We start from the raw sequence: 17027 nt of genomic DNA on the forward strand, positions 1-17027 counted from the left end.
ATGTCCAATTCACTGAAGTTCTATATCGACGGCGCGTGGGTCGAGCCGTCCGGCACAGCGCGTCTGCCCGTCATCGATCCTTGCACCGAAGAGCCGTTCGCCGAAGTGGCGCTCGGCAATCCGCAGGACGTCAATCATGCGGTTGCGGCAGCGAAGCGCGCGTTCGCATCGTTTTCCCTCACGCAGCCTGAGGAACGCGTCGCGCTGATCCGGCGCATTCTCGATGCGTATCTCGAACGCTATGACGAGATGGCCGCCACGATCATGCGCGAAATCGGCGCGCCTGCGACGCTCTCTCGCGCGTGGCAAGCGGCACTCGGCAAGCGTCATCTGGAAGAAGTGCTGCGCGCGTGCGAGACGTTCGAATGGCAGCGCAAGCGTGGCACGACGCTGATCAATCACGAACCCGTCGGTGTCGTCGCGTTGATTACACCGTGGAACTGGCCGATCAATCAGATCGTCTGCAAGGTGGCGCCCGCGATTGCAGCAGGCTGCACGATGGTGCTGAAGCCTAGCGAGGTGTCGCCGCTCAATGCGGTGCTGTTCGCGGAGATTGTCGATGCCGCCGGCGTGCCCGCTGGTGTGTTCAATCTGGTAAACGGCGACGGGCCGACCGTGGGCGCCGCGCTGTGCAGTCATCCCGATGTCGATATGGTGTCGTTCACGGGTTCGACGCGCGCCGGTGTCGAGGTCGCGAAGCTTGCGGCGCCGACTGTCAAGCGCGTGCATCAGGAACTGGGCGGCAAGTCGGCGAACATTCTGCTCGACGACGTCGATTTCGAAGCGGCTGTCACGGCGGGCGTCAATTCATGCTTCGGCAATAGCGGGCAGTCGTGCAATGCGCCGACGCGGATGCTCGTGCCCGCGTCGCGTCATGACGAAGCGGTCGATATCGCGAGACGCGCGGCGAACGCGCAGCGCGTGGGCGCCGCCGATGCGCCGGATACGACGATGGGCCCCGTGGTCAGTGAAGTGCAGTATGGACGCGTGCAGCGTCTGATCGGCATCGGCATCGACGAAGGGGCGCAGCTGGTGACGGGCGGCCTGGGGCGCCCCGATGGAATGACGCGCGGATACTTCGTGAAGCCGACCGTATTCGCGAACGTGACGCCGTCGATGACGATCGCCCGCGAGGAAATCTTCGGGCCTGTGCTCGCGATCATGCCGTATCGCGATGAAGACGAGGCGATTGCCATCGCCAACGATACGCCGTTCGGGCTTGCGGCCTACGTGCAGTCGGCGGATGTCGAGCGGGCGCGGCGAGTCGGGTTCAGGATGCGCGCGGGCAGTGTGTATCTGAACTATCCGGCGTGGGATGCAGGCTCGCCGTTCGGCGGGTATAAGCAGTCGGGGAATGGCCGGGAATATGGGGAGTGGGGACTCGAAGCGTTCCTTGAGGTGAAAGGGATCGTGGGGTTTGGGGGCTGAAGAGAGTACGAAGGTAAGCCCGCTTATAGGGTGGTACCCGCATGGCGCCGCGAAGCGAACTGCTCACGATGAGCGGGACGGTTGGCGGTGCGTAACTTCGTGCGTATGCTTTGCCTCAGAGCACCACGCGGCGCTTAAGCAGATCCGCGACTCTCTCGGCCACCATAATCGTCGGCACATTCGTATTCGCGCACGGAATCGACGGCATCAGAGACGCATCGCAGACATGCAGTCCTTCCACGCCGTACACGGCGCCGTCCGCATCCGTCACTGCCAGCGGATCGCGTGCATCACCCATCCGGCAGGTCCCCGACGGATGCCACGTTCCGCCGACCGAGCGCGTCACATACGCCGTCATCGACTCATCGTCGGCCAGCAGTTCTCCGATCGACACCCCCTGCGTGACCACGCGGCGAACCAGCGACCCACGCAACGGCCCCGCGATATCGAGCAGCGCGCTCAATGCGCCGCGCTGGAGAGCATTCCACACGCCCGGCACGGCCACGGCCGCAACACGCGGCGAATAGCTCGACGGGAACACGATATCCCGATGCGCGGCCATCGAAGGCGCGCCCAGCGTCCGCTCGCCGAAGCGCAACGCGAGCTTCAACCGTTCGAGGTCGCGCGCGTCCGACAGCATCGCGAAGTCGACGTGCGGCTCCTCGAACGGACTCGCCGACGCGAGCTTCACCTGCCCGCGCGAATACGACTTGTTGACCCAGAAGAAGATCGTCCCGAGCCGATAGCCGACCGAATGCCATCCCGAGCGCGACAGGATTGCGCCGTGCATGTCGCCGGGCACCGTATCGGGCAGCCCCGAAGAAAAGCGCACGATGGCCTGCTCGTGATGCTCGTCGGGAAACGGCGTGCGGGCGACGCGCGGCAGAAATGCCGACACGGCAATCGACGGATGCTCCATCAGGTTGCGTCCTACGCCCGCGCGATCCGCGCGCACCTCGATGCCGAGCGCCGCGAGATCGCTGGCGGGACCGACGCCGCTTCTGAGCAACAGTGCGGGACTATGAATCGCGCCCGCGCTGACGATCACGCGCGCGGCGCGCACGTCTTCGTGCGAACCATCGGCACGCAGAATGCGCGCGCCCGTCGCGCGCCGCCCATCGAACAGAATCCGCTCGACCACAAGGCCCGTGCGAATCGACAGGTTCTTGCGCGCGCGCACAGTGTCGCTGAGATAGCAGACAGAAGTCGGAATGCGTTCGCCCGCCGCGCTCACTGCAATGGAGCCAATGAACGCGCCGTCTTCCCACGGACCGTTCTGATCGTCACGCAGCGCATGGCCGTGCGCTTGCAACGTGCCGAGCACCGCTCGCACGAACGGCGAGATGCGCGCCCACGCCGTGCGCTGAATTCGCACGGGCCCGATCGCGCCATGCAGTTCGCCGTCGAAATCGCAATCGGATTCGAGCTTGCGGAAGTAGGGCAAACACGCTTGCCAGTTCCAACCGCGCGCGCCGAGCGCTTCCCATTCGTCGTAATCGGCGGGCGCGCCGCGATTGGCCATCAACGCGTTGATCGCCGAGCCTCCGCCTAGCAGCTTCGCCTGTTCATAGCGGCGCAGCGCCGCAGGCGCGCTCATGCGCGCCTTCAGTTGCTGCCAGATGTTGTTCGTGTCGAGATAGGCGCGGCCCGGATAGCGGCTGCGGATCGCATCGGGCATGGTCGTCTGCGAAATGTCGCGGCCCGCTTCGATCAGACACACGCGCTTGCTGGCGTCTTCGGAAAGTCGCGCGGCCAGCACGCATCCAGCCGATCCACCGCCCAGAATCAGATAGTCGATCACGTCGAATCGTATGAGGCGCGCGGTTCAACAACGGCGCGCGAGCCGATGAAATGAAAAGCGCCCGCAACGAACGACGTTCCCGCGGGCGCCTGAATGATGATGGACGACGGCCTGCTTACTGCATGAACTTCAGCCAGCGCGCTTTTGCCTGAATGCCGGCATCGGATGCCCACCATTCTTCGGACATCAACGCCTGCTTCTGAGCGTTTTCCGGCGAGCTCGGCAACTCGCTGGCGCGCTTCGCCGTGATCTTGCCCGTCTTGAACGCAGCGGGATTGCCGGGCCCGTAGTCGATATAGAGCGGCAAATTGGCTTGCAACTCCGGCGACACAGCGGCGTTGATGAACTGGATCGCTTCGGGCAGATTCGGCGCGTTCTTCAGCACGCACAACTGCGTGTTCTGCAGAATGCCGTCGTTGAACGTGAAATCCACATCGGGATCATCCTTCTTTACGGCGCTCGCGCGGCCGTTCCAGATCATCGTCATGTCGACTTCGCCGTCGTGCAGCAGTTGCGCCGACTGGCCGCCCGACGTCCACCACACGGTAATGTCCGGCTTGATCTGCTGAAGCTTCTTGAACGCGCGATCGACGTCGAGCGGATAGAGCTTGTCGCGCGACACGCCATCCGCGAGCAGCGCCGCTTCGAGCACGGTCTGCGGATCGTTGCGAAGCGCGCGCGTGCCCGGGAAGTTCTTCACGTCCCAGAAGTCCTTCCAGCTTTGCGGCACTTTCTTGAGGTTCTTTTTGTTGTAGCCGATGACGGTCGAATAGAACTCATAGGCGACCGAGTAGGGCGTGCGATATTTTTCCGGCACCGACGCCGCATTCGGGATCTTCGAGAAGTCCAGCTTTTCCAGCAGACCTTCGCGGCCGCCCCGCAGACAGTTCGATGTCGGCGTATCGACCACGTCCCAGATCGGCTTGCCCGTCGCGCCTTGCGCCTTGATCTGCGGCCAGGCGTCGGGAATGCTGTCCTGGCTGATCGTGATGCCCAACTGTTTCGCGGCAGGGTCGAGGATCGCCTTGGTCTGGGCTTCCTGATATGTGCCGCCTTGCGAGACGAAGGTGATTTTTCCCGCCGCGAAGGCGGGCGCCATGCCCGCGATGCTCAACGCGACGGTCATTGCTAACGGGCGAAACCTGGCTATGTTGATCACGACTTTTCCTCGACACGGTTAAAGCGAAGACATCTTCCAGGTCGTGCTGTTGGGCCGCCGGCTTGTTACTGGAAGCAAAACAGCACGGGATTGATTGAAAATATAGTGAGTCAATTTCGACGGAGCAACGCCGGAATTGTTGGAGTCCCCATGACGTGGTGTTATGTCAGACGCTTGCTGCGCATGTCACCAGGGCTCCTACCAATCGCATGCCGTCAGAAGATCACGTAGACCTTGCGCATCGTCTCTTCGACTTCCCATGTGCCTTCTGTATCGGCTTCGAAAAACAGCGTGTCGCCGCCCGTGAAATGGACGGTGTCTTCGCCGTCGGGTGTGAAGCGGCCACGGCCGCTCAGGAAGTGCATGACCTCGGCTTGCTTGACCGAGCGGCGGTAGGTGCCGGGCGTGCATTCGAAGATGCCCGTGTCGATCGACTCGCTGCCGCGTATCACCTTCCGCACGCCCGATACCCTGATCTCCGGCGTGCCCGGAAGACCGACCGGGCCCCAGTCTTCCAGACCCTGCAAGGCGATGCTCTGTTTGATCTGCTGGACTTTCATCTCGTGTTTTCGTTGACGATGGTTGGAAGGGCCATACACGTTATGGCGCCCGCGTGATGCGCCGCTCGATCTTCCCGAGCCGCACGACGGTCACGCCCGCGCGCAACTGCCTGAGCGACGGCATCACGAGCATGCAGTCGGGATACGGCGTGCGCACGGCTTCGCCTTCCGACCATGCGATCACGCTGCCTGCATCGGGAAACACTTCGAGCCCGGTGTAGTTATCGGCGAAGCGGAAGTCGAGGCTCTTCGCGACGACGGGCTCTGTCACGCGCACGATCAGCATTTCGTCGCGCAACGGCATGAGCCAGCCATCACACAGATCCGCTTCGTCGACGACGCCCGACAGCATCAAAAAGCGCGCCGTCACATCGCGCGCGACGGCCACCGCGCTCGCTTCCCAATGCTGGCCGCATTCGATCAGCAGCGCGTTCTTCGCGCTCTGCGGATCGCCGAAGCCTTCGTAATCACGCATGCGGCGGCCTTCGGGATGACCTTCGTCGCAGATCACCGTGGCGGGCGTGCCGAGCTTCTCCGACAGCGCGATGCCTTTATCGAGCGGCCCCGCGACGATCAACGGCTTGCTCTTCTCATGCATCGAATGCAGGTCGAGCAGCAGATCGACGCTATCGATCACGGGCCGCATTGCGCGTGCACGGCGCAGTTCGCTCGAATCGAGTGCGGTGTTGTCAAGCATTTGCGCCGTCCACACGCGGTTGAAGTCCTGATCGTCGAAGCGCGCCGCATCGGGTGTCGACGGATCGAAGCGCGCATACGCATCGACGTTCGCGAACGCGAGCGTCAGCTTGCCGCGCTTTGGACGCAGCTTCGCGCGCAGCAGCGCATCGACGACGATCGCGCCGCACACTTCGTTGCCGTGCGTAAGCGCGTTGATCATCACGTGCGGACCGTCGACGCCCGAATCGAAGGTATGCACGTATGCGATGCCCGTGTCGCTGCGTTCGTGCGCCGAGATGTCGGGAAACGCGAGTTCGATTGGATACGCGTGCGCGCTCATTCGAGTCCGCCCTGGCAGAGATATTTGATCGACAGGTAGTCGTCGAGGCCGTACCTGGAGCCTTCGCGGCCATAGCCCGATTCCTTCACGCCGCCGAACGGCGCGGCTTCGCTCGCGAGCGCACCTTCGTTGATGCCGACGATGCCCGCTTCGAGTTGTCGCGCGACGCGGTCGATGCGCCGCACGTCCTGGCTGTAGAAGTACGACGCGAGGCCGAACGGCGTGTCGTTGGCGGCGCGGAGCGCTTGCTCTTCGTCGTCGAAACGGAACAGCGGCACCACAGGTCCGAAGGTTTCTTCGCAGCTAAGTTGCATCTCGGGCGTTGCATCGGCGAGCACGGTGGGCGCGTAGTAAGTCGGGCCGAGTTCCGGTAAGCGCTTGCCGCCCGTCAGCACGCGTGCGCCGCGGCTCACGGCGTCGTCGACGTGCCGCGCGATCTTGTCGATGGCGCGCGCGTTGATCATCGGGCCGATCTGCGCGGCGGGATCGGTGGCGGGCGCAACCTTGAGCGCGGCGACGCGCGTCGCCAGCAGATCGGCGAAACGCTCGTACACGCCCGACTGCACATAGACGCGATTCGGGCACACGCAGGTCTGCCCGCCGTTGCGGAATTTGGACGCGAGCAGGCCCGCGACGGCGGCGTCGAGATCGGCGTCGTCGAACACGATGAAAGGCGCATTGCCGCCGAGTTCCAGCGACAGCTTCTTCAGCGTCCCCGCCGATTCTCGCGCCAGATACTTGCCGACAGGCGTCGACCCCGTGAACGTGATCTTGCGCACGCGGCTGTCGCCGAGCCAGTCCGCGACGGCGGGCACCGCGTTCTCGCGCGAAGCCGAAATCAGGTTCAGCGCGCCCGCCGGCACGCCTGCTTCATGCGCGAGCATCACGAGCGCGAGCGCGGTGAGGGGCGTGTCCTCGGCGGGCTTGCCGACGACCGTGCAGCCCGCCGCGAGCGCGGGCGCGATCTTCCGCGCGATCATCGCCAGCGGGAAATTCCACGGCGTGATCGCGGCGACGATGCCGACGGGTTCCTTGATCGCGCTCATGCGCTTGCCGCGCTGCTGCTGCGGAATGATGTCGCCGTAGATGCGCGTCGCTTCGTCGGCGAACCACGCAACATACGACGCGCCGTACATCACTTCGCCACGGCCTTCGGCGAACGGCTTGCCTTGCTCTAGCGAGATCAGGCGGCCGAGCGCATCGGCGTTCTCGACCATCAGCGCATGCCAGCGGTGCAGCACGGCTGCGCGGTCCCTCGGCAGCGTGTCGCGCCAGCCGGGGAATGCGCGCGCGGCGGCATCGGTGGCGGCGCGGGCGTCGGCGGCGTCACTGTCGGCGACCTGTGCGATCACGTTGCCCGTCGCCGGATCGGTGACGTCGAAACGCTTGCCGCCCGCTGACGCAACCCATTTACCGTCGATGAAATTGTCGCTGCGGATCAGTTCGCTCAACACGTATCGCTTTGTCATCAGAACACTCCTTTGCATATCAGACGGCATGAGGCGGCGTGCATCACGCGAGCCGGTGCGCGACCGCGGCGCCCACTTCGGCGGTGTTGGCCTTGCCGCCGAGATCGCCCGTATGCGGGCCGTCCTTGAGCACGGCTTCGATCGCGGCGAGGATCGCGTCGTGCGCCTCGCGTTCGCTGCCCTGACGGTTGCCGAGAAAATCGAGCATCATTGCCGCCGACCAGATCATCGCGATGGGGTTGGCGATCCCCTTGCCCGCGATGTCGGGCGCGGAGCCGTGCACGGGCTCGAACAGCGATGGGAATGTGCGGTCCGGATTCATGTTCGCCGACGGCGCAATGCCGATCGTGCCGGTACACGCGGGACCCAGGTCCGACAGGATGTCGCCGAACAGGTTGGTCGCGACCACCACGTCGAAGCGGTCGGGATTCAGCACGAAGCGCGCGCACAGGATGTCGATGTGCTGCTTGTCCCACTTCACGTCGGGATAACGCGCGGCCATTTCGGCGGCGCGCGCGTCCCACCACGGCATGCTGATCGAGATGCCGTTGCTCTTCGTCGCCACCGTGATCTTCTTCGCGCGGCGCTACGCCAGCAATTGGGCATCGAGCGCGCGCAAGGTTGCTATCGCGCATATGCCGACGCGGTCGCTACGGTGGAGCGGCTGATACGCGAAGAGCAGATCGACTGCGACTATCTTGCATCGGGCAAGCTGAAGCTGGCTGCGAAGCCGCAACACATGGCGCACCTCGAGCATACGGCCGAGCTGATCCACCGCGAAGTCGATCCCGATGTGGAAATCGTCCCGCGCGAGCGTATTCGGAGTGAAGTCGTATCTGATGGTTTCTACGGCGGTCTGCTACACAAGCACGGCGGGCAGATGCACATGGGGAAATTCGCGGTCGGGCTAGCGAACGCGGCCGTCCGCAACGGTGCGCGGCTTTTCGAGCACGCGGCCGTCACGTCCATTGACAAGTCCGGCAGTGTGTACCGAATCGAGTCTGCACGTGGAACGCTACGCGCGCAGCAGGTATTGATTGCGACAGGCCCATCCCGCCATGGACCGTTCGGCCGGTACCGCCGGCGCATGGCACCGGTCGGTTCATTCATCATTGTGACGGAACCGTTGCCTGCGGAGGACCTCGCCCGGCTGTTGCCAAATCGCCGCTCGTACGCGACGAGCCGCCTGATGCACAACTACTTCCGCATCACGCCCGATTCACGGTTGCTATTCGGTGGACGTGCACGGTTTACGGCATCGGAGCAGCCCTCGGACGAAAAAAGCGGCCGTATCCTGCAGGCGAACCTCGCGCATATGTTCCCGAGCCTTGCCAATGCGCGCATCGACTATTGCTGGGGCGGTCTTGTCGATATCACGGCGGACCGTCTGCCGCGCGCCGGCCAACACGACGGCATCTATTTCTCGATGGGCTACAGTGGCCACGGCACGCAGATGTCAACGCACATGGGTCAGGTGATGGCCGAGGTGATGGCCGGGAATTCTGAAGGGAATCCCTGGCGAGACTTCGAGTGGCGCGCGATTCCGGGACACACGGGCAAACCGTGGTTTCTGCCGCTTGTCGGCGCGTACTTCCGGATCAAAGACGTCTTCTACTGACGAACAACTCCCTTGTGGAGGAGACAGATGCACAAGATAAATATGCGCGACGCTGGGGCCAGCGTCGGCGATGAACTTCAACAGATCACGCGCAAAGGCGTGTCGCGACGCAATCTGCTTCGCGCGATGGCGGCCGGCGGGATGCTGTCGATGACTGGCACGGGACTGCTGGCCGCGAGCGGGTCGGCATTCGCACAACAGAGTCCCAAAAAAGGCGGGAAGATTCGCGTCGCGACGCAATCGGCGTCCACTGCGGATACGCTCGATCCTGCGAAGGGCGCGCTGAGCACGGATTACGTGCGCGCCAACATGTTCTACAACGGTCTTACCGAGCTCGATTCGCATCTTGGCGCCAAAATGGCGCTCGCAGAGTCGCTGGAAACGAAGGACGCGACCGTGTGGGTCGTGAGGCTGCGCAAGGGCGTGCAGTTTCACGACGGCAAGGCGCTCGCGCCCGCCGACGTTGTCTACTCGATCATGCGCCACAAAGACCCGGCGACCGCCTCGAAGGCGAAGACGCTCGCGGACCAGATCAAGGACGTGAAGGCGACGGGTGCGAACGAATTGACGATTACTCTCGAAGGAGCGAACGCCGACCTGCCAGTGATCCTGGCGACTTCGCATTTCATGATCATCAAGGACGGAACAAAAGATTTCAGGACGGCTGTCGGCACCGGTCCGTTCAAGCTCAAGGAATTTTCGCCGGGCGTGCGTACCGTAGGCGTGCGCAACGAGACGTACTGGAAGACAGGACTGCCGCATCTCGATGAGATCGAACTCATCGGCATCGGCGATGAACCGGCGCGCGTCAATGCGTTGCTTTCAGGTGACGTGCAACTGATCAATGCGGTGACGCCCAACTCGGCGCAGCGGATCAAGGGGACACCCGGGTTTTCAGTGCTCGAAACGAAAACGGGCCAGTACACGGACCTGATCATGCGCGATGAAGGCGGCATCACGGGCAACGAGGATTTCCGCCGCGGCATGATGTACCTGCTGGATCGCGAACAGATCCTCCGCGCGGCGTTTCGTGGCTACGGCGCGATCGGTAACGACCAGCCTGTTGACCCGACGAACGGGTACTACTTTGCGGGTCTGCCGCAGCGGAGTTTCGATCCGGACAAGGCCAGGTTTTATTTTCAGAAGGCCAAACTCGGCAGCGCTCCGCTGCAACTGTACGCGTCGCCGGCGGCGACAGGATCGGTCGAAATCGCGATGTTGCTGCAGGCGGCCGCGCCGCGCGCTGGCCTCAACCTCCAGGTGAGCCGTGTCCCCGCAGACGGCTACTGGTCGAATCACTGGATGAAGCATCCGCTCAGCTTTGGCAACGTCAACGCGCGGCCGAGTGCCGATGTGCTCTTCACGCAGTTCTTCAAGTCGGACGCGCCGTGGAACGAAGCGAACTGGAAGAACCCGAAGTTCGACCAGATGCTCATCGCTGCACGTGGCGAGCCTGACGATGCGAAGCGCAAGAAGATCTATGGCGACATGCAGGTGATGGTGCATGAAGCCGGCGGTATTGGCATTCCGCTGTTCGTGAGTTCACTCGACGGCCATACAACCAGGCTGAAAGGGCTTGGCTCGATTCCGCTGGCCGGACTGATGGGCTTCACGTTTGCGGAACACGTCTGGCTCGAGTCCTGACCTGCCACGTCTTCAGTCGCGCCGCTACTTCGCGGCGCACCCTTTCTGTACAGGAGGCGTTTCCAGTATGAAAGCAAACGCGCAACGACTCATCGCCGCCCGCCTCGGTTTCGCGATGGTCACGCTGCTGCTGGTGTCGGCCATTGTGTTCGCGATCGCGGGCCTTTTGCCCGGCGACGCGGCGCAGCAGGCGCTCGGCCAGGCGGCCACGCCGGAACAGGTGGCCGCCTTGCGTCACCAGTTTGGTCTCGACCAGCCCGCTCTGCAGCGCTATTTCCAGTGGCTCCTGCACATCGTGAGCGGCAGTTTCGGCATGTCGCTGTCGAACAACATGCCGGTGAGCGAGCTGATCGCAACCCGCCTGCCGAATACGCTCATGCTTGCAGGGCTGACGGCCGCTGTGTCGGTGCCCATCGCGCTGGCGATCGGCATTCTGTCGGCAATGTATCGCGGTTCGCTGCTGGACCGCGCCCTCAACGTGCTGACGTTGTCGACCATCGCTGTGCCCGAGTTTCTGATTGCGACGATCGCCGTGCTGATCTTTGCTGTCAAGCTTCGCTGGCTGCCGGCGCTGTCATATCTGTCGGAGGTCACGTCGTTCGGCGCGCTGGTGCGAATTTACGCGATGCCCGTGATGACACTGTGTTGCGTGATCGTGGCGCAGATGGCTCGTATGACGCGCGCCGCGGTGCTCGACCAGCTGAACGCGTCGTACGTCGAGATGGCGGTACTGAAGGGCGCGTCGCCCGTCCGCATCGTGTTGCGTCATGTGTTGCCGAATACGATTGGCCCCATTGCCAATGCGGTTGCCCTGAGTCTGTCGTATCTGTTCGGCGGCGTCGTGATCGTCGAGTCGATCTTCAACTATCCCGGGCTCGCGAGCCTGATGGTCGATGCCGTCACGAACCGCGACATGCCGCTGGTGCAAGGCTGCGTGATGGTGTTCTGTGCGGCGTATCTCGCCCTGGTACTCATCGCCGACCTGTGCCAGATCATCTCCAATCCGAGGCTGCGTCAACGATGAACCGACCCAACACATCCCATGCAAGGACCGTTCTGTACACGGTACCTGGCGAAGAAACCCGCCCTTGTGCCGATGCGCTCGAGGACGCGCCCGCCGCAGTCCCCGTCGGAAAGCGTAGTCCGCTGCGCCGTCTCGCGAACCGTCTCTCGCTGCTGGGCCTGGTCGGCCTGGTGATCGTCGTGTTCTGGCTCTGCGTTGCGTTCATCGGCCCGCTGGTTGCGCCGTACAAGGGGGGCGCGGTGACGTCCACTGAGGTATTCGGGTCGTACAGCGCTGCGCATCTCTTCGGCACCGATTATCTGGGCCGCGACATGCTGAGCCGGGTGCTGTATGGCACGCAATACACCGTGGGACTGGCGCTTGCGTCGACGGTGCTCGCCAGTTGCATCGGCACGTTCTTCGGGCTGATTGCGGCCGTGTCCGGGCGCTGGGTCGACGAAATCATGAGCCGACTGTTCGACGCACTGATCTCCATTCCAAGCAAGATCCTCGCGCTCGTCGTCATCGCCGCGTTCGGTTCGTCAGTGCCGATGCTGATCATGGTCGCCGCGCTCGCGTACATTCCCGGCGCGTTTCGCATCTCGCGCTCGCTCGCGGTCAACCTGATGACGCTCGAATATGTACAGGTCGCGAAGGCGCGTGGCGAAGGACTGTTCTACATTGCGCGCGTCGAGGTGCTGCCCAACATGATTCATCCGATGCTCGCTGACTTCGGCCTGCGCTTCGTGTTCATCGTGCTGCTGCTCAGCGGCCTGAGCTTTCTCGGCCTCGGCGTGCAGCCGCCAAACGCAGACTGGGGTTCCCTGGTGCGCGAGAACATCGGCGGTCTGGCGGAAGGAGCGCCTGCCGTACTGATGCCTGCCGTTGCAATCGCGACGCTCACGGTTGGCGTGAACCTGCTGATCGATAGCCTGCGCCGGCATGTCGCGCGCACGCATGGAGGCGCCAAATGAACATGATCGAAGTCAAAGGCCTGCGCATAGTCGCGGGCTCGGCACCCGACCCGGTCGTCGAGATCGTCAAGGGGGTCGATTTCACCGTGAAAAAGGGAGAGGTGCTCGCGTTGATTGGCGAGTCAGGCTCGGGCAAGACGACGATTGCGCTATCGCTGCTGGGGCACGCGCGAGGCGGCTGCTCTATTGCTGGCGGCTCGGTGAAAATCGGCGGCGTCGAAGTGCTGTCACTCGATGCAGCCGGACGTCGCGGGTTGCGCGCGCGCACCGTCGCTTACGTCGCACAGAGCGCATCGGCAGGTTTCAACCCGGCCCGCACGATCATGGACCAGGTGACGGAGCCCGCGCTGCTGCACAGGTTGATGACGCCTGCCGCGGCCCGCGAGAAGGCCGTAGGACTGTTCCGCTCGCTCGCGCTGCCTGCGCCGGAAACGATCGGCTCGCGCTATCCGCATCAGGTCTCGGGCGGGCAGTTGCAGCGGCTGATGGCGGCGATGGCGCTGATTACCGATCCCGCCGTCGTCGTGTTCGACGAACCGACGACCGCGCTTGACGTCACGACACAGATCGAGGTGCTCGCCGCGTTCAAGAAAGTGATCCGCGAACTGGGCACCACGGCCGTCTATGTGTCGCACGATCTTGCCGTTGTCGCGCAGATGGCAGACCGTATTGTTGTGCTCAACGGCGGTACCGTGCGCGAAAACGGCACGACCGGGCAGGTACTTGATGCGCCGGCCGACGACTATACGCGGCAACTGCTTGCGGCAACCCGACGACGGGAGCCAGAGCTTGCGATTGCGGCCACAGATTCGTTGCCACCGCTGCTTGAGGTCCGCAATCTGAATGCCGGGTATGGACGGACCGACGCGAACGGCATACCAGCCGTGTGTGTGCTCGACAATGTGAGCCTCAAGATCGCGCGCGGCAGCGCGCTCGGCGTGATCGGCGAATCGGGTTCGGGCAAGACGACGCTCGCGCGCGTGGTGGCGGGACTGGTGGATCGTGCCCGGGGCGAGGTGCTGCTGGACGGCAAGCCGCTGCCCGAGAAGCTCTCCGCGCGCACGCCCGATCAGTACCGCCGCGTGCAGATCGTGTTCCAGAACGCCGACACAGCGCTCAATCCGAGCCACACGATCGCCGACATCCTCGCTCGGCCGATGAACTTCTATCACGGCCTGCGCGGCGCGGCGGCACAGAAGCGCATGCTCGAACTGCTGGATCTGGTGAAGCTGCCGGCGTCTATTGCCAGGCGTCAGCCGGGCGGTCTGTCGGGTGGCCAGAAGCAGCGCGTGAACCTGGCGCGTGCGCTTGCGGCCGACCCTGCGCTGATTCTTTGCGACGAAGTGACCTCTGCACTGGACACTGTAGTTGGCGCGGCGATTCTTGACCTGCTCGTGGAACTGCGGCGAGAACTCGGCGTGTCCTACATGTTCATCAGCCACGATATTTCGACAGTTCGAGCGATCTGCGACGACGTCATGGTGCTCTATGCCGGTCAATGCGTTGAAGCGGGGCAGCGCGATGTACTCGTCGCGCCACCGCACCATCCCTACACAGGGCTACTCGTCGATTCGGTGCCGGCGCTGCGCCCGGGCTGGCTCGACTCACGGCGCGCACTGACGGGCACCGCGTTGCCGTCGATGGGCCCCGCCAGTGACTCCACTGAGCTGTGCAGTTTTCGGGCGCGTTGTCCGGTCCGCATAGACGGCAAGTGCAACGTTACGCCTCCCTCTGTCATGAAGCTGCCCTCGGGTGCCGTGATCCTGTGCCACCACTCCGCTACGGAACTCGAGCGCGCACAGAAAACCAATCCGGTGACGGCATGAGCACTCGTGCCGCATGCGCGGCGGAGAGCGAGCGCATCACCCGGAATGCGTGGATGAACGCCCCGTCGACGTCGCCTGAGGCGGCACGTTGCTGTTCGGGCCTCTGAAGGCGGGATACGGATTTCGAGTCCGGCGAGAGCCGTCGTCCGCGAGATTCGCCCGCATGATGTGCTGTTAGGGATTTCAGGACAACTGGATTGTGTTTTTTTACTGCTCAAATCAGTGACTGCGAGACTTTTTATACTGGTTAAATATTCGATAAGGGAGGCATGGTAGGACAGGCCTGGACTTTAGCCGTTTAACTGGATTTTCAACGATAAGACTCTTCCATGATCGACTTCGATGGGCAAATACATTGAATTCCTAATTGATCATATGCCTCGAGGCCCGCGTGGCCAACAGCTCGATACTGCATTCCCTTCTTTGAGTCGATAATTGCGCAATGCGCAGGAGCAAAAATGACCGCGGCTTTTGTGCTGCACCGCGCCGACGGTGCACCACTTTCAACCTCTTTCCGCAGGGCGGCATTCGGAACTGACGACCCTTTTGGCCGAAATCGCGAAATCGCGTGGGAAGGACCCGACTCGATGATCGCAGGTCGGGCCAGCTTCATTGGCGAGCTTCGCGTCCCGAGTTTCCCCCACATTGAAACGATTGTCGTGGTGGACGGCCAGCTCACTCTCGAGACGGTCGGGAAGCCGCCGTTGGTGCTCGGTCCAGGAGCGGGCGCCGTCGTCGGTTGCGGTACCGCGCTTCGCATGGGCGCGGAATCTCGCACGCGTTTTGTGTTCTGCGCCGCCGCTTGCAAGCGGCCGACGAAGACCGGGCTCACCCCGTTACGCGCCGACGCCGATTTCAAGCCAACGGCAACCCTGCCGGCGGAGGTGCTGCTGGGGCCGGCTCCCGAATGTCGCAGCGACAATGTATTCACCGAGGACGACGTGGAGTACAAGGCAGGTACGTGGGATTCGACGCCGTATCACCGGATCATTCGCCCTCATCGCCTGAACGAGTTTGTGCATCTTCTGGCCGGCAGCGTGCGCTTCGCCGCGCCTGACGGCAGCGTGCTCTCGCTTGGCGTGGGCGATGCACTGTTCGTGCCAAAGGGGGCGCCGATTGGATGGGAAAGCAGCGAGCGCGTGGCGAAGTACTACGTTGTTCAAACCGTCCAGGATTCAAGCGAACGAGGTTAGTCATGTCCCCTCCGCTGAACCAAATCCAAACCTCACCGACGTTACCGGCCGCTGCCGACGTGGTCGTGATCGGAGGCGGCATCATCGGCGTATTTGCCGCTTATTACCTCGCCCGGCGCGGCGTGTCCGTCGCTCTCGTCGAGAAGGGAAGGATCGGCGCCGAGCAATCGAGCCGCAATTGGGGCTGGTGCCGGCAGCAGAATCGCGACGCACGCGAATTGCCGATGGCGAGCAAAAGCCTTGATCTTTGGGAACGATTTGCCATCGAGTCCGGCGAGGATACGGGCTTTCATCGCTGCGGGCTGCTGTATCTGAGCAATGACGACGCCGAGCTCGCTCGTTGGGCCAGTTGGGGCGAATTCGCAAAGACGGCGGGAGTGACGACCTACATGCTCGATAGCCGCCAAGCCGCCGAACGCGGAAAGGCGACTGGCCGGCCTTGGAAAGGCGGCGTCTTCTCGCCCAGCGACGGCACCGCGGATCCAGCGAAAGCCGCGCCCGCCGTGGCAACCGCACTCATGAAGCTCGGGGGTAGTGTCATTCAACACTGCGCGGCGCGCGGCATTGAGCTGGAGGGCGGGCGGGTCTGCGGCGTCGTAACGGAAGCCGGCGTCATCAAGACGCGCACAGTCGTTCTCGCAGGTGGCGCATGGGCATCCGCGTTCTGCCGCCAATTGGGCGTCCGTTTTCCTCAGGCGTCGATCCGCCAGTCTATCCTGAGCGTGTCCCCTGTCGAACATCGCTTGCCGGATGCTCTGTTCACCGCTGGCGTATCGGTGACTCGCCGCAACGACGGACGCTATGCATTGGCCATCAGTGGTCGCGCGCGGGTGGATGTGACGCCGCAGTTCCTGCGATTTGCCCCGCAGTTCATGCCCATGTTCGCCAAGCGCTGGCGCAGCCTCCTGCCGGGTGGCCTCGAGGGAGTCCGGGGTGGCCATGAAACGCTGCAGCGGTGGCGGCTCGATGCGCCGACACCCATGGAGCGCGTACGCATCCTGGATCCCAAGCCTGATCGGGCGACGGTCACCGAAACCCACCGCCGCGCCGTCGAACTGCTGCCCGAACTTCGCAAAGCCAATATCACGCATGCGTGGGCCGGTTTCGTCGACAGCACGCCGGACGGCGTGCCGGGTATTGGCGAGTTGCCGGGTGTGCCCGGATTAGTCCTGGCTGCGGGTTTTTCGGGCCACGGCTTTGGCATCGCGCCCGGCGCGGGGCACTTGATCGCGGACCTTGCCAGCGGTGCGCAACCGATCGTTGACCCTATACCGTATCGGCCCGGCCGATTCGCCAATTCCTCGTGGGGTAAGGTCGCCGATTTCTAGGGCACA

Annotated in this window: 12 protein-coding genes and 2 pseudogenes; 8 read left to right on the forward strand and 6 right to left on the reverse strand. The window is 63.4% G+C overall.

Annotation, left to right across the window (positions count from 1 at the left end; all coding sequences use genetic code 11):
- Window positions 1-1428: an aldehyde dehydrogenase family protein gene (locus BMW76_RS10675; RefSeq protein WP_090865095.1), complete on the forward strand. Its 1428-nt coding sequence runs from the start codon at window positions 1-3 to the stop codon at window positions 1426-1428.
- Between the two features lie 115 nt (window positions 1429-1543).
- Here BMW76_RS10675 and BMW76_RS10680 read toward each other — a convergent pair whose 3' ends face one another.
- From BMW76_RS10680 to BMW76_RS41075, 6 genes and pseudogenes are all read right to left on the reverse strand, one after another.
- On the reverse strand, window positions 1544-3229 hold the full coding sequence (locus tag BMW76_RS10680) for a GMC family oxidoreductase (RefSeq protein WP_090865096.1): 1686 nt from the start codon (window positions 3227-3229) through the stop codon (window positions 1544-1546).
- Between the two features lie 115 nt (window positions 3230-3344).
- Window positions 3345-4355 (reverse strand): ABC transporter substrate-binding protein, encoded by a 1011-nt coding sequence (locus BMW76_RS10685; protein ID WP_090865097.1) that lies wholly within the window; start codon window positions 4353-4355, stop codon window positions 3345-3347.
- Window positions 4356-4603: 248 nt separating this feature from the next.
- Window positions 4604-4948, reverse strand: a complete 345-nt coding sequence (locus tag BMW76_RS10690; protein ID WP_090865098.1) for a cupin domain-containing protein — start codon at window positions 4946-4948, stop codon at window positions 4604-4606.
- Window positions 4949-4988: 40 nt separating this feature from the next.
- A complete protein-coding gene (locus tag BMW76_RS10695; protein ID WP_090865099.1) occupies window positions 4989-5966 on the reverse strand; it encodes a M14 family metallopeptidase in 978 nt (325 codons plus the stop codon).
- Window positions 5963-7435, reverse strand: a complete 1473-nt coding sequence (locus BMW76_RS10700; protein ID WP_090865100.1) for an NAD-dependent succinate-semialdehyde dehydrogenase — start codon at window positions 7433-7435, stop codon at window positions 5963-5965. Before BMW76_RS10700 ends, BMW76_RS10695 begins: the two co-directional genes overlap by 4 nt.
- A gap of 43 nt (window positions 7436-7478) precedes the next feature.
- Window positions 7479-8021: pseudogene (locus tag BMW76_RS41075) on the reverse strand (isocitrate/isopropylmalate family dehydrogenase); the annotation flags it as partial.
- On the opposite strand from BMW76_RS41075, the pseudogene BMW76_RS10710 reads away from it, so the two are divergent.
- The 7 genes and pseudogenes from BMW76_RS10710 to BMW76_RS10740 all read left to right on the forward strand — a co-directional run.
- A pseudogene (locus tag BMW76_RS10710) lies at window positions 8016-9053 on the forward strand (NAD(P)/FAD-dependent oxidoreductase); the annotation flags it as partial. The pseudogenes BMW76_RS41075 and BMW76_RS10710 overlap by 6 nt on opposite strands.
- Window positions 9054-9080: 27 nt before the next feature.
- Window positions 9081-10697: an ABC transporter substrate-binding protein gene (locus tag BMW76_RS10715; RefSeq protein WP_090865102.1), complete on the forward strand. Its 1617-nt coding sequence runs from the start codon at window positions 9081-9083 to the stop codon at window positions 10695-10697.
- 67 nt (window positions 10698-10764) lie between these two features.
- Window positions 10765-11721, forward strand: a complete 957-nt coding sequence (locus BMW76_RS10720; RefSeq protein WP_090865103.1) for an ABC transporter permease — start codon at window positions 10765-10767, stop codon at window positions 11719-11721.
- Window positions 11718-12674, forward strand: a complete 957-nt coding sequence (locus tag BMW76_RS10725) for an ABC transporter permease (RefSeq protein WP_090865104.1) — start codon at window positions 11718-11720, stop codon at window positions 12672-12674. Before BMW76_RS10720 ends, BMW76_RS10725 begins: the two co-directional genes overlap by 4 nt.
- Window positions 12671-14500, forward strand: coding sequence for an ABC transporter ATP-binding protein (locus BMW76_RS10730; RefSeq protein WP_090865105.1), 1830 nt, complete (start codon window positions 12671-12673; stop codon window positions 14498-14500). Before BMW76_RS10725 ends, BMW76_RS10730 begins: the two co-directional genes overlap by 4 nt.
- A gap of 458 nt (window positions 14501-14958) precedes the next feature.
- Window positions 14959-15693: a cupin domain-containing protein gene (locus BMW76_RS10735; RefSeq protein WP_090865106.1), complete on the forward strand. Its 735-nt coding sequence runs from the start codon at window positions 14959-14961 to the stop codon at window positions 15691-15693.
- Window positions 15694-15695: 2 nt separating this feature from the next.
- Window positions 15696-17021, forward strand: a complete 1326-nt coding sequence (locus tag BMW76_RS10740) for an NAD(P)/FAD-dependent oxidoreductase (RefSeq protein WP_090865107.1) — start codon at window positions 15696-15698, stop codon at window positions 17019-17021.
- The last annotated feature ends 6 nt before the right edge of the window (window positions 17022-17027 follow it).

The sequence above is a fragment of the Paraburkholderia diazotrophica genome, from assembly GCF_900108945.1.
Classification (GTDB): domain Bacteria; phylum Pseudomonadota; class Gammaproteobacteria; order Burkholderiales; family Burkholderiaceae; genus Paraburkholderia; species Paraburkholderia diazotrophica.